This window comes from Microbacterium sp. bgisy189 (assembly GCF_057707225.1).
Genome location: NZ_JBYIPT010000015.1, coordinates 1 through 13,069, shown reverse-complemented (window position 1 = coordinate 13,069; position 13,069 = coordinate 1). Strand labels below are relative to the sequence as shown.

At 69.1% G+C, this 13,069-nt stretch carries 16 protein-coding genes; 11 read left to right on the top strand and 5 right to left on the bottom strand.

Translation table 11 applies throughout. From position 1 onward, the window contains the following. Positions 1–60 precede the first annotated feature (60 nt). Genes AC3ENX_RS14150 through AC3ENX_RS14140 form a run of 3 tightly spaced genes read left to right on the top strand, consistent with a single transcriptional unit; the run spans position 61 to position 1,427 of the window. Complete coding sequence (locus AC3ENX_RS14150) at positions 61–576, top strand: FAD-binding protein (protein WP_005052190.1); 516 nt, start codon at positions 61–63, stop codon at positions 574–576. After that, positions 573–872 (top strand): Dabb family protein, encoded by a 300-nt coding sequence (locus tag AC3ENX_RS14145; RefSeq protein WP_005052188.1) that lies wholly within the window; start codon positions 573–575, stop codon positions 870–872. Before AC3ENX_RS14150 ends, AC3ENX_RS14145 begins: the two co-directional genes overlap by 4 nt. Before the next feature lie 18 nt (positions 873–890). Further along, on the top strand, positions 891–1,427 hold the full coding sequence (locus tag AC3ENX_RS14140) for a nuclear transport factor 2 family protein (protein ID WP_052323124.1): 537 nt from the start codon (positions 891–893) through the stop codon (positions 1,425–1,427). Between the two features lie 49 nt (positions 1,428–1,476). On the opposite strand, the gene AC3ENX_RS14135 is transcribed toward AC3ENX_RS14140, so the two are convergent. Continuing rightward, a complete protein-coding gene (locus tag AC3ENX_RS14135; protein ID WP_005052183.1) occupies positions 1,477–2,661 on the bottom strand; it encodes a 4-hydroxybenzoate 3-monooxygenase in 1,185 nt (394 codons plus the stop codon). A gap of 97 nt (positions 2,662–2,758) precedes the next feature. Then, entirely contained in the window at positions 2,759–3,508 is a 750-nt protein-coding gene (locus AC3ENX_RS14130) for an IclR family transcriptional regulator (protein WP_005052180.1), read from the bottom strand. 84 nt (positions 3,509–3,592) lie between these two features. Between AC3ENX_RS14130 and AC3ENX_RS14125 the strand changes: the two genes are divergently transcribed. Beyond that, positions 3,593–4,243, top strand: coding sequence for a hypothetical protein (locus AC3ENX_RS14125; protein WP_005052177.1), 651 nt, complete (start codon positions 3,593–3,595; stop codon positions 4,241–4,243). On the opposite strand, the gene AC3ENX_RS14120 is transcribed toward AC3ENX_RS14125, so the two are convergent. Next, positions 4,240–5,148 carry a LysR family transcriptional regulator gene (locus AC3ENX_RS14120; protein ID WP_005052175.1) on the bottom strand — a complete coding sequence of 303 codons (909 nt, stop codon included), beginning with the start codon at positions 5,146–5,148 and terminating at the stop codon, positions 4,240–4,242. The two genes, AC3ENX_RS14125 and AC3ENX_RS14120, sit on opposite strands and share 4 nt — an antisense overlap. 149 nt (positions 5,149–5,297) lie before the next feature. On the opposite strand from AC3ENX_RS14120, the gene AC3ENX_RS14115 reads away from it, so the two are divergent. Genes AC3ENX_RS14115 through AC3ENX_RS14085 form a run of 7 tightly spaced genes read left to right on the top strand, consistent with a single transcriptional unit; the run spans position 5,298 to position 11,983 of the window. Continuing rightward, positions 5,298–6,326: an amidohydrolase family protein gene (locus AC3ENX_RS14115; RefSeq protein WP_005052173.1), complete on the top strand. Its 1,029-nt coding sequence runs from the start codon at positions 5,298–5,300 to the stop codon at positions 6,324–6,326. A gap of 19 nt (positions 6,327–6,345) precedes the next feature. Further along, on the top strand, positions 6,346–7,044 hold the full coding sequence (gene ligK, locus AC3ENX_RS14110; RefSeq protein ID WP_005052171.1) for a 4-carboxy-4-hydroxy-2-oxoadipate aldolase/oxaloacetate decarboxylase: 699 nt from the start codon (positions 6,346–6,348) through the stop codon (positions 7,042–7,044). Between the two features lie 2 nt (positions 7,045–7,046). Then, positions 7,047–8,000: an amidohydrolase family protein gene (locus AC3ENX_RS14105; RefSeq protein WP_005052167.1), complete on the top strand. Its 954-nt coding sequence runs from the start codon at positions 7,047–7,049 to the stop codon at positions 7,998–8,000. A gap of 2 nt (positions 8,001–8,002) precedes the next feature. Then, positions 8,003–9,355, top strand: coding sequence for a protocatechuate 4,5-dioxygenase subunit alpha/beta (locus tag AC3ENX_RS14100; protein ID WP_005052165.1), 1,353 nt, complete (start codon positions 8,003–8,005; stop codon positions 9,353–9,355). Further along, complete coding sequence (locus AC3ENX_RS14095) at positions 9,352–10,305, top strand: Gfo/Idh/MocA family oxidoreductase (protein ID WP_005052163.1); 954 nt, start codon at positions 9,352–9,354, stop codon at positions 10,303–10,305. The genes AC3ENX_RS14100 and AC3ENX_RS14095 overlap by 4 nt, the downstream gene beginning before the upstream one ends. Before the next feature lie 11 nt (positions 10,306–10,316). After that, a complete protein-coding gene (locus AC3ENX_RS14090) occupies positions 10,317–11,276 on the top strand; it encodes an aldo/keto reductase (RefSeq protein WP_052323122.1) in 960 nt (319 codons plus the stop codon). Next, positions 11,273–11,983: a substrate-binding domain-containing protein gene (locus AC3ENX_RS14085; RefSeq protein WP_005052156.1), complete on the top strand. Its 711-nt coding sequence runs from the start codon at positions 11,273–11,275 to the stop codon at positions 11,981–11,983. Before AC3ENX_RS14090 ends, AC3ENX_RS14085 begins: the two co-directional genes overlap by 4 nt. Positions 11,984–12,033: 50 nt before the next feature. Here AC3ENX_RS14085 and AC3ENX_RS14080 read toward each other — a convergent pair whose 3' ends face one another. Both AC3ENX_RS14080 and AC3ENX_RS14075 read right to left on the bottom strand, forming a co-directional pair. Then, positions 12,034–12,741 (bottom strand): NADPH-dependent F420 reductase, encoded by a 708-nt coding sequence (locus tag AC3ENX_RS14080; protein ID WP_005052154.1) that lies wholly within the window; start codon positions 12,739–12,741, stop codon positions 12,034–12,036. A 4-nt stretch (positions 12,742–12,745) separates the two neighbouring features. Then, a complete protein-coding gene (locus AC3ENX_RS14075) occupies positions 12,746–12,871 on the bottom strand; it encodes a hypothetical protein (protein ID WP_434812383.1) in 126 nt (41 codons plus the stop codon). Positions 12,872–13,069 lie beyond the last annotated feature (198 nt).

Genomic DNA, 13,069 nt, shown 5'->3' with positions numbered 1-13,069 from the left:
GTCCTCCCGGAACGTTGGCTAGTGAATGTGACATTTACAGGCTACGGGAGGCCTCCGACATTGGTCGATGCACGCCAGGAGCCGACTCCCGACTGGCTCGTCGAAGGAGCAACCCTCGGAGAGCTCGCCGGGAAGATCGACGTTCCCGCCCAGGCGCTGGCCGAGACGGTCGCGCGATTCAACGAGCACGCCGCCCGTGGGGAGGATCCGGACTTCCACCGCGGTGCGAGCGCGTACGACCGCTACTGGGGAGACGAACAGAACCCGTATCCCAATCCCAGCCTCGCACCGCTCGAGCAAGGCCCCTACTACGCTCTCGCCGTGGTGAACGGCTGCTTCGGCACCAGCGGAGGGATCGCCACCGACGGCCTCGGAAGGGTCCTCGACGCAGACGGCGATGCCATACGCGGCCTGTTTGCGGTCGGCAACGCCTCCGAGAACGCCTTCGCCGCCGGCTACCCCGGCGCCGGCGCCACGCTCGGTCCGATCATGACCATGGCCTACCTTCTCGGGCGTACCGCCAGCGGCGCGTCGATCGGCGACCTGAGCCTTGCCGACGGAGCCGGGGCACGATGATCCGTCACGTCGTGTTCTTCTCGTTCGCAGCGAACCATGATCCTGCCGTGCTCGAGGAGTGGCGCGACCTGCTCGATGGTCTGCTCGGAAAGATTCCCGGCCTGGTCCGACTGTCACACGGCCCCGACGTGATGCGCAGCGAACGCGCATGGGACTATGCACTCGTCGCCGACTTCCGCACCCTCGACGATGTCCGTGCCTACGCGACGCACCCCGCGCATCTGCCGCTCTTCCCTCTCTCCGGAGCGATCTCGGAGCAGATCGCCTCGGTCGACTTCGAGATCGACGAGCAGTAGAGGAAGTACCCAGGCGCCGTGAAGAGCGAGGATGGTTTCTCGATGCCCCGAGTACGTGCGGTCACCCCCACCGTGGCAGAGGAGCTCCGCGACCTGAAGGCACGCTATTTTCACTACGTCGACCTGAAGCAGTGGGACGAACTGCGCGGACTCTTCGTGGACGACTGCGTCTTCGAAGGACTGTGGGCCGCCGCGCCCGACCCCGACACGTTCGTGGAGAACCTGATGCGCAACATGACCGAAGAGGTCGTCAGCGTCCATCACGGGTTCATGCCGCAGTTTCGGCGGATCGATGACTTCTCGGCTCGCGGGCGCTGGGCCATGACCGACTATCTGACGTGGCCACGCGGGTCACGAGGGTATATGGGGATCACCGTGCCGGAACAGAGGGGGATGCGGGGATATGGCTACTACGAGGAGCTCTACCGACTCACCGAGTCCGGCTGGCGCATCGCCTTCATGCGACTGAGCCGGATCCGCATGGATCCCATCGTTGGCGACGCGCCTGCGATCGACTACCCGGTGGTTCCCGCGGTCCCCGGCTGGCTGGACTGACGCCGACCCGCGGGTGCCGCACCCTCTGGTCCGAACCGTGAGCGCCGGCTCAGGTGAGGGTGTGGAGGGGCCAGCCGGTGTATGCCTCGGCGAGGAAGCGGCGGCCGGCTTCGGACTCGACGACGGATTGGAGCTCTCCGAGCTGGCGGAGGCGGTCGAAGTCCCTTGCATCGGGGGCGACGTGAAGCATGCTGGTCATCCACCAGGAGAAGTGCTGGGCCTTCCAGATGCGGTGCAGCGCCGTCTCGGGGAAGGCCTCGACGAGGCGGCTGTCCCTCTCGAGCAGAAGCGCGCGCAGCGCGCGCTCGAGAACGAGGACGTCGGCTACGGCAAGGTTCATGCCTTTCGCGCCGGTGGGCGGCACGGTATGGGCGGCGTCGCCGATGAGTGCGAGGCGGCCGCGAAGCAGTTCGAGGGCGACGAAGCTCCGGAATCGCAGCACGTCGCGTTGGAAGACGGGGCCTTCCTTGAGCGTCGTCCCCGGCACCCGCTTCTGCAGTTCTTCCCACAGTTGCTCCTCGGTGAGGGTGCTGGGGTCGGTGCGGGGATCGCATTGGAAGTACATGCGCTGCACGGTGGTGCTTCGCTGGCTGATGAGCGCGAAGCCATCGGGGGAGTTGCTGTAGATGAGCTCGTCGGCGCTGGGCGGCGCCTCGCAGAGGATGCCGAACCAGGCGAACGGGTACTCGCGGAAGTGCCCGCCTGTGTGGGAACCGGTTACGGCCTCCCGCACGACACTGCGTGACCCGTCGGCGCCGACGACGAACTCGGCCTCGATCTCGAGAGGCGATCCGTCTGCGCCGGTGGCGATGACGCGTGGGCGGTCGGACGCGGGGTCCTCGATACGATGCGCCGTCACGCCGAAGCGCAGGTCTTGGCCACTGGAGAGCCGCGCGGCGATGAGATCCTTCAGGACTTCGTGCTGCGGGTACAGCCACACACCGCGGCCGACGAGGTCGGCGAAGTCGATGCGGTGTCCGCTGCCGGCGAAGCGGAGCTCGATGCCGTCGTGGCGGTCTCCCAGGGTGCGGGCGCGGCTGAACGCGCCGAGCGTGTCGAGCACCTCGACGGTGCCCTGTTCGAGGATGCCTGCCCGGATCGTGGTCTCGATCTCTTCACGGGAACGCTGATCGATGACGACTGACTCGAGGCCGGACGCCGCGAGCAGATGCGACAGCAGCAGTCCGGCGGGTCCAGCGCCGACGATGGCGACGCGGGTGCGGATGGTGGACATTGGGGCGTCTCCTTCGACGTGACAACGGATGCCTCGCTCAGTGTGAACCCGGTTCAGACGGTCGAACGCCGCATTCCCGTTGAACGGGAGACGCCGACTATCGGGGGGACCGCAGCGTGGCCTCGATGCCGGTCACGGCTTCTCGCAGAGCGATGATCGCCGCCGTGTGCGGCGCTTGTCGTGGTAGCACCACGGAAAGCGCGGCGACGACTTCACCTGCGTCGCGGATCGGCACGGCCACGCCGGTCGAGACGGATTCGATCGAACCTTGCGCGATCGCCACGCCATCGCGACGCACGCCAGCGAGGAGACGGCGTAGACGTCCGGGATCGGTCACCGTCTCGGGTGCGAGAGCGCGCAACGGCTGGGCGAGCACGCGTTCGCGGAGATCGGCGGGAGCGTGCGCGAGCAGGACGAGGCCCGACGAGGAGGCGTGCAGCGGTAGCCGCCCAGCGATCCGTGTGATGTTCGCACCGGCGTCGGGGTGCGAAAGGCGTTCGAGGAACAGTGCTTCGTCCTGTTCGAGAACGGCGAGTTGGGTGTGCTGGCGGATGTGCGTCTGCACGCGCTCCATATAGGGGAGCGCCGCCTGGCGCAGACGTAGCGCGGTCGACCCGCGGAGGGCCAGTTCCCACAAGCGCATTCCCAGGTGGACGCGGCGGTCCTCGTCGCGTCCGAGCAGTCCGGCGTCGACCAGCTCGTCCACGATCCGGTGCGCGGTGGACGACGGCAGCGCCGCTCGGCGCCCGATCTGACTGGCCGACTGCACCGAACGATCAGCTGTGAACGTCTCGAGGACGCGCACGATGCGGTCGATCATCGAGTCGCTGGAGGGCGAGTTCGCCATGCGCTCAGGATGACACGGCTCGCGTCGACGGTGTTGCGGCGATGGTTGGTCCCCTGCCTGACGCGACGGCGGTAGCCTCGGCTCATGGTTTCTGTTCCGGATGCTGCAACGGCTTGGGAGCCCCTCACGCCTCATGCTGTCGCTGAGCTCCTTCGGGTCGGTAGCGCCCGCTGGTGGCTGTCGGGCGGGGTGGCCCTGGAGCACTGGCTGGGCCGGACGATCCGCGAACGGCCGAACACGGACGTGAGCACCACCCAAGGCGGGCTGCCGCAGCTGGTCCGGGCGTTGCCTGCCGGTTTCACCGCCTGGGCGCCTGCGGGGGAGGACGCCGTCATCCCCTGGGCCGACGCGCCCGACGATGCCGATGTGCAGCCGGTGCGGATTCAGGACGAGCGCTCCGGCGCCTGGGTGCTTCAGGTGAACGTCGAGGATGGGACGGAACATGCCTGGCTGTACCGGCGAGACCCGCGGCTGCAGTTGCCGTGGGATCGCGCCGTGCTCGAGGTCGACGGCATTCCGACCGGTGCGCCCGAGGTGCAGCTGGTCTGGAAGGCGTTGCGGCCGCGGCCGGAGGATGACCTCGACAAGGACGTGGTGCTGCCGCAGCTCTCGGACGAGGCCCGGTCGTGGTTCGAACGGGCGATCCTCTCCGTCCACCCGCACTCGAACTGGTCGATCCACGTGCGCAGCCCTTTCGCGCCCGCGAAGGCAAGCTGGAACCGCAAGAACGGCTAGGTCGGCCGGTGGTCGTCGGCGGCCACCGCATCCAGCACCACCGATCGGAACCACGTCTGCGCGGGAGACATGCTCAGTTCGCGTCGCGTGTAGAGCGCGACCGGGGTGCTCTGGCCCGGCCACGGCAGCTCGGCGATGCGCAGACCGGGGAACCATCCGCAGAACACCTCGGCCACGTGTCGCGGCAGCAGCACGACGAGATCGGTCGCCTCGAGCACCGCGGGCACGGTGGCGTACTCCTCGACCGTCAGCGTCACCTGCGGCATGAGTCCCTGTTCGATCATCGCCTGGAGCGGGTACACGTGGCCGCCGCGGGAGGACACCCGCACGAAGCGGCGCCCGACGAACATGTCCGCGGCGGTCGGAGGCAGCGGATGGGCACGCGAGGACAGCGCCACGTACTCCACGTCGCGCACCGGTGTGCGCCACAGCCGCGGCGAGTCCAGCAACGACACCGTGATCGCCAGGTCGATGGTGCCCCGGACGAGCCCGTCTTCCACCTGATCCGCGTCCAGCCGCCGCACCTGCAGGTGAAGGTCCGGCGCCTCCTTCGCGAGCACCGGCATGATCGGCGGCAGGAAGGTCTGCTCGCCGATCGAGGTCAGCGCGAGCGAGAGCTCCCCGCCGAAGCTCGCGGGATCGAAGGCGTCGGGCGCGCTCACCACGGCATCGATGCGCGACAGTGCCTCGTGCAGCGGTCCGAACAGCTGCCGGGCACGCGGGGTCGGCACCATCTCGTTCCCCTGGCGGCGGAACAGGTCGTCGCCGAACCGCTGCCGCAACCTCCTCAGCGTGTAGCTGACCGTCGGCTGCGTGACGTGCAATCGCTCGGCGGCGGCGGTCAGACTGCGCAGCTCGTACAGCACGACGAAAGTGCGCAACTGGTTGAGATCGGTGAGCGACATCGCATTGATCCCATCTATACGGTTCGGCTCCTACATCTATTGGACCATACCCATAGAGCGAACTAGAGTCAGGGTGACAGCACCGGCACCGCTGCCGACGTGGCACGCACCACCCGGCACCGACCCGATCACAGTGACGAGGACGCACGTTGATCATCGACATCCATGGCCACTACACCACGGCCCCCGCGCAGCTGGGAGCGTGGCGCGATCTGCAGATCGCGTATGCGGAAGGCGCGGGCGAGGCGCCCGACCCGGCCGCGCTGCGGATCAGCGATGACGACATCCGCGAGACCATCGAGGCGAACCAGTTGCGGCTGATGGACGACCGCGGCAGCGATGTCACGGTGTTCAGTCCCCGTGCATCGTTCATGGCCCACCACCTCGGCGACCTCGCCGTCAGCGAGACCTGGGCGCGCATCTGCAACGACCTCGTCGCGCGGGTGTCGCAGCTGTTCCCCGACCGTTTCCTCCCGGGCGCGATGCTCCCGCAGTCGCCGGGCGTCGACCCGAAGACGACCCTCGCCGAACTCGACCGGGCGGTGAACGATCTGGGCGTCGTGACCGTCAACATCAACCCCGACCCGTCCGGCGGACTGTGGACCGCCCCGCTGCTGACGGACAAGAGCTGGTATCCGCTCTACGAGAAGCTCGTCGAGTACGAGCTGCCCGCGATGATCCACGTGAGCACCTCGTGCAAGCCGCAGTTCCACACCACCGGCGACCACTACCTGGGTGCCGACACGACGGCATTCATGCAGCTGCTCAAGGGCGACCTGTTCCGCGACTTCCCCGACCTGAAGCTCGTCATCCCGCACGGCGGCGGCGCGGTGCCCTATCACTGGGGACGCTTCCGCGGCCTGGCGATGGCGCTCGGCAAGCCCGAGCTGGAGGAGCACCTCCTGGGCAACGTGTACTTCGACACGTGCGTGTACCACCAGCCGGGCATCGACCTGCTCACCGGGGTCATCCCGACCGAGAACATCCTCTTCGCGAGCGAGATGATCGGCGCCGTCCGCGACGTCGACCCGCGCACGGGCCACTACTTCGACGACACGAAGCGATACGTGGATGCGACCGGGAACCTCACCGACGAACGACGCGGACAGGTCTTCGAAGGCAACGCCCGCCGCGTGTACCCGCGCCTGGACCGCGCCCTGCGAGCCCGCGGCCTGTGACCTCACCCTGGAGAACCCGATGACTCAGCGACTGAACGACCTCGGCATCGTCCGCACGCGCATCGAGCGGCCCGACTCCGCCGACGTCGCGCGGCTCTCGCGGTTCGGGGTCGCCACGATCCACGAGGCGATGGGCCGGGTCGGCCTGCTGCGGCCGTACATCCGCCCGGCGTACAGCGGGGCGACGCTGTGCGGCCCGGCCGTCACGGTGCTCCTGCAGCCCGGCGACAACTGGATGTTCCACGTCGCCGCCGAGCAGGTGCAGGAGGGCGACGTCATCGTCGCCGGCTGCACCACGGAGAGCGAGGACGGCTTCTTCGGCGAGCTGCTCGCCACCTCCCTCACCGCCCGGGGCTGCAAGGGCCTGGTCATCGACGGGGGCGTCCGCGACGTCGCCGACCTCGAGAAGATGGGCTTCCCGGTCTTCTCCCGCGCCATCAGCGCGAAGGGCACCGTCAAGGCGACGCTGGGCTCGGTCAACATCCCCGTGGTCGTGGCGAACGCCGTGGTGAACCCCGGCGACGTGGTGGTCGCGGATGTCGACGGCGTCGTGGTCGTCCCCCGCGAGCTCGTCGGCGCCGTCGCCGACGCCTCGCAGAAGCGCGAGGACAACGAGGAGGCCAAGCGCCAGAAGTTCCGCGAGGGCGTGCTCGGTCTCGACATCTACGGCATGCGGGAGCCGCTGGCGGCCGCGGGCCTCGAGTACGTGGAGGATTGACGATGGCTCACGCACAGGCGATCGCGCACGGCGACACCAGCGGCGGCTTCGAGAAGACGCCCGGTTGGCTGGACTGGTACGACGGCCCGACGACCCCGACGTTCCGGCTCCCCGCCGGCGCTGTCGACGCGCACTGCCACGTGTTCGGCCCCGGCGCGGAGTTCCCCTACGCCCCCGAGCGCAAGTACACGCCGTGCGACGCGTCGGCCGCGCAGCTGTTCGCGCTGCGCGACCAGCTCGGCTTCGACCGGAACGTCATCGTGCAGGCGACCTGCCACGGCGCCGACAACCGGGCGCTCGTCGACGCGCTGCGCCGCAGCAAGGGGCGTGCCCGCGGGGTCGCGACGGTTCGTCGCGACGTGACCGACGAGGAGCTCGCCGAGCTGCACGAGGCCGGTGTGCGCGGCGTGCGGTTCAACTTCGTCAAACGCCTCGTCGACCGGGTGCCGACCGACTCGCTCGACGCGATCGTGGAGAAGATCGCCCCCCTCGGGTGGCATGTCGTCATCTACTTCGAGGCCGAGGACCTTCCCGACCTCTACGACTTCTTCTCGGCGATCCCGACGGACGTCGTGGTCGACCACATGGGGCGTCCGGATGTGACGAAGGACCCGGAGGGTCCGGAGTTCGAGCTGTTCCTGCGCTTCATGCGCGAGAACCCCAACGTGTGGACGAAGGTGTCGTGCCCCGAGCGGCTCAGCGCCACCGGTCCGCGCGCGCTGAATGGCGAGCAGCACGCCTATACGGATGTCGTGCCGTTCGCCCGTCGCGTGGTCGAGGAGTTCCCCGATCGCGTGCTGTGGGGCACCGACTGGCCCCACCCCAACCTCAAGGACCACATGCCTGACGACGGGCTGCTGGTCGACTACATCCCACAGATCGCGACGACCCCCGAACTGCAGCAGAGGCTGCTCGTCGACAACCCGTCGCGGCTGTACTGGCCCGAAGGAGAATGACCATGGCACTCGACAAGCCGTACAAGGACATCCCCGGCACGACCATCTTCGATGCCGAGCAGGCCCGCAAGGGCTACCACCTCAACCAGTTCTCGATGTCTCTCATGAAGCCCGAGAACCGCGAGCGCTACCTCGCCGACCGCGAGGCGTACCTCGACGAATGGCCCCTCACCCCGGTGCAGCGTCAGGCGGTGCTCGATCTCGACCTGAACACCTGCATCGCCGAGGGCGGCAACATCTACTTCCTGAGCAAGATCGGCGCCACGCACGGTCTGAGCTTCCAGCAGATGGCCGGCTCGATGACCGGGATGTCGGAGGCGGCGTACCGCGACATGATGGTCGGAGGTGGCCGACGTCCCGAGGGCGTGCGCCTGAAGGATCTCGACGGGTGGACCCCGCCCTCGAACGAGAAGTCCGAGGTGATGCGCCCGGACGCCCCCGCGAAGTTCACGTCGGCGCTGTTCACGTCGCACGTGCCGGCGATCGGCGCCGCGATGGACCTGGGCAAGACCGAGGAGCCGTACTGGAAGAAGGTCTTCGACGGGTACCAGTGGACCCGGAAGTGGGCCAAGGAGAACACGCCCGACGTCATCATCCTGGTGTACAACGACCACGCCACGGCGTTCGACTCGAACATCATCCCGACCTTCGTCCTGGGCACGGGCGCGCACTATCCCGTCGCCGACGAGGGTTACGGCCCGCGCCCGGTGCCCGACGTGAAGGGGTATCCCGAGCTCGCCGCGCACATCGCCCAGTCGGTCATCCAGGACGATTTCGACCTCACCCTCGTCAACGAGATGGTCGTCGACCACGGCCTGACCGTGCCGCTGTCGCTGGTGTTCGGCGACGTCGAGGAGTGGCCGTGCCGGGTCATCCCGCTTCCGGTGAACGTCGTGCAGTACCCGGTTCCGTCCGGGCGTCGGTGCTACGAGTTGGGCAAGGCGATCCGTCGCGCGCTGGACAAGTGGGACGGTCCCGAGCTCAACGTGCAGATCTGGGGCACCGGGGGGATGAGCCACCAGCTGCAGGGCCCGCGCGCGGGACTGATCAACGAGGAGTGGGACAACGCGTTCCTCGACCACCTGATCGCCGACCCGCTGGGCCTCACCGAATGGTCGCACATGGAGTACGTCGACGAGGCCGGATCCGAGGGCATCGAGCTGGTGGACTGGCTCATCGCCCGTGGGGCGATGGACGACCAGTTCGGCGGCGGGGCGCCCGAGGTGAACCACCGGTTCTACCACGTCCCGGCGTCCAACACCGCCGTCGGCCACCTGGTCGTCACCAACCCCGTCGCGCCGCGGCCCGTCGAGTCCGAGAGTGTGAGCCTCCCCCTGGAGGAAGTCCACGCATGAGTGACAAGGTTCGCGTCGCCGTCGTCGGCGCCGCCGGCGCCTTCGGCATGAAGCACCTCGACGGCCTCGCGAACATCCCCGACGCCGAGGTGACCGTCGTCAGCGGCACCAGGCCCGAGCCCACGGAGTCGGTGGCCGAGAAGTACGGCGTGCCGAATGCCGTGCTCGGTCTCGACGCCGTGCTCGAGCGAGACGACGTCGACGCGGTGATCCTCGCGACGCCGACGCAGCAGCACGCGGATCAGACGCAGGCGGTGCTCGCCGCGGGCAAGCACGTGCAGGTCGAGATCCCGCTCGCCGATTCGCTGGCGGATGCCGAGGCCACCCTGGCCGCGGCATCCGCCTCCGACCGGGTCGCCATGGTCGGGCACACGCGGCGGTTCAACCCGTCGCATCAGCTGGTGCACAACCGGATCGCGGCCGGCGAGTTCGCGGTGCAGCAGATGGACGTGCAGACGTACTTCTTCCGCCGCACGAACACGAACGCGAAAGGCGAGGCGCGGTCGTGGACCGACCATCTGCTGTGGCACCATGCGGCACACACGGTCGACCTGTTCGCCTACCAGGCGGGTCGGATCGTGCAGGCCAACGCCATCCAGGGCCCGATCCACCCCGACCTCGGCATCGCGATGGACATGTCGATCCAGCTCAAGAGCGAGACCGGCGCGATCTGCACGCTGTCGCTGTCGTTCAACAACAACGGACCGTTCGGCACGTTCTTCCGCTACATCGGCGACACCGAGACCTACATCGCGCGCTACGACGACCTCTACAACGGTCGTGACGAGCAGATCGACGTCTCGCAGGTCGCCGTCAGCCTCAACGGCATCGAGCTGCAGGACCGGGAGTTCGTCGGCGCGATCCGCGAGGGCCGCGAGCCGAACTCGTCGATCCGCCAGGTCATCGACTGCTACCGCGTGCTCGGCGCGCTCGAGGAGCAGCTCGCGTGAGGCTTCCCCGCATGGGGCTCGGGTGCATGTCCCTCAGCCATGCCTACGGCACCCCTCCGTCTCTCGAGGACGGAGTGGCGCTCGTGCGTTCCGCGCTCGACGACGGCGTCCAGCTGCTCGACACCGCCACGCTGTACGGCGGCGGCCGCAACGAGGAGCTCGTCGGGCGCGCGATCGCGGGGCGTCGGGACGAGGTCGTGCTGGCCAGCAAGGGCGGCATGGCGCTCGTCGACGGCGTGAAGGTCATCGACGGGCGCCCCGAGACGCTGCGCGCACAGGTCGACGCCTCGCTGCGGCGGCTCGGCGTCGAACACATCGATCTCTACTACCTGCACCGGTGGGACAAGAAGGTGCCGATCGCCGAGAGCGTCGGGGCGCTGGCCGAGATGGTGGCGGCGGGAAAGATCGGCGCCATCGGGCTGTCGGAGGTGTCGGTGGACCGTCTCCGGGAGGCGCTCGCGGCGGCGCCCATCGCCGCGGTGCAGAACGAGTACTCGCTCTGGAGTCGCAATCCCGAGCTCGGCATCCTCGACGCCACCCGTGACGCCGGGGTGGCGCTGGTCGCGTTCTCACCGGTCGGACGCGGGTACCTCGCCGACTCCATCACCGACCCGGAGCAGTTGCCGCCGAAGGACATCCGCCGCGCGATGCCGCGCTTCCAGCCGGAGCACTGGGCCGCCAACGCCGCGTTGCTGCCCGCGTGGCGAGCCCTCGCCGCCGAGGCCGGCCGCACGCCGGCACAGCTGGCCTTGGCGTGGCTGCTCTCCCGCGGCGATCACGTCGTGCCGATCCCCGGGAGCACGGATGCGCACCACGTGCGCGAGAACCAGCGCTCTCTCGGCACGGTCGTCGATCCCGCGGTGCTCGTGCGCGCGGGCGAGCTGATCGACACCGCCACGGTGTCGGGGCCGCGCTACAACGCCACCGGGACGAGCGAGGTCGACGCCGAGTCGTTCGAGGCGGCCGTGTGAGAGCCATCTCCTCCATGGCGACGCGTCAGGTCCTCGCCGACCTGGCCACGGCGGCAGCGGACAGGGGGTTGCCCCTCGTCGAGATCGAGTCCGTCGGCGGAGTGGACGCCGCCCAGCGCGTGGCCGGGGGTGAGCAGCTCGATCTGGTGTTCCTCGCCGCCGACGCTCTGGACCGGCTCTCCGGAGACGGCCACGTGGACGCGGCGACGGTCACACCGCTCATGCTCTCGCGCGTCGCGGTCGCGGTTCCCTCGGGCACGCCCTCGCCCGCCGCCCGCCCCGACACGGCGGCGTTCGCGGACGCCCGCGGGGTCCGCGAGGCCCTGCGCGCCGCCGCTCGCATCGGCTACTCCACCGGCCCGAGCGGCACGGCGCTCGTCCGCACGATCGACGACTGGGGCCTCACCGGCCAGGTGGGCGATCGTCTCGTGCAGGCGCGACCCGGCATCCCGGTCGCCCGGCTGCTCGCCGACGGCCAGGTCGACCTCGGCTTCCAGCAGCTCAGCGAGCTCGTCGGTCAACCCGGGGTGCGCATCCTCGGTGTCCTGCCTTCGGACTGCGCCATCGAGACCGTGTTCTCGGGCGCCGTCGCGACCACCTCATCCGACCCGCGACGAGCCCGCGACGTCCTGGCGTTCTTCGCGTCCGATTCGACGGCATCCATCAAGACAGAGCACGCCTTCAGCCCGCCTGCACGACGGGACTGACCGGGATTCGGCGCCGCTTCGCCCGGTGTGCCGGATGGCTCACGCGGCCGTCAGGCGTCCGGCGTCTGCTCGGGGCCGAACCGGGCGGTGAACTCGTCGACGTCGAGAACGTTGCGTCCGAGCCGGCCGGACACCTGGTTGTAGGTGCCGGTGATCTCGAGGTCGCGGGCGCTGCGGAGCGTGCCGACGTAGCGGGGCTGCCAGCCGGTCTGCGCCAGCAGCGGGCGGACCTGCGCGGATGTCTCCGCCGAGTCGGCCAGGTACGGCAGGACCGCCTTCGGGCTCGCCTCGGCGATCGCGGAGCTCGCGACCGCGGCGGTGGCGAGGTTCGAGAACGCCTTCACGTGTCCCACGTTCGCCGGAAGGAGCGACGCCAGGTACTGCCCCGCAGACCCTTCCACGGGTCGCCGCAGCTGCACGCCCGTGGGCGTGACGTCCAGCGGGTTGGCGACGTCGATCAGGATCTTGCCGTCCAGGAGGTCCCCGAGTGCAGAGACCACCGCCTGCTGCGGGGCGCCCCAGAGGGTGGTGAGGGCAAGGAACGGGGATGCCTGGGCGGCTTCCTCCAGGGATGTCGCTATGTCGATGCGGGCATTCCGCGCGATCGGTCGGAGTCGCCGGGCGGCGGCCTCAGCCTTCGCCGGCTTGTAGTGGAACAGGCTGATGTTCACGCCGTGGGAGGCGAACAGGCCTGCGATCGCTGTGCCGTGCCGACCGGGGCCGATCAGCGTCAGCGTCGGCGTCTGCGTCGTGGACATCTGGTCACGCCTCCTGGGGCAGGTGCGGGTTGTCGGAGAGGTCCACGACGGTCTTGCCGACGGCGTGGTGCGTGTCGAGGATCCGATGGATCTCGACGATCTCGCTGAGCGGGAGACTCGTGACCGGCATACGTACCGACACCAGCCACCCCGAGACCGCCAGCCAGAGGCACGCACACCGCACCCAACCGGAGGGCCGCGCAGCGGCCCGACCCCGCGCGCAGCGCCCGGCCTGCCGGGAGATCGGAAGAGCACACGTCTGAACTCCAGTCACTCGCTAAGATCTGGGGGGGGGGGGTGTGTGTGGGGGGGGGGGGGGGGGGGGGGG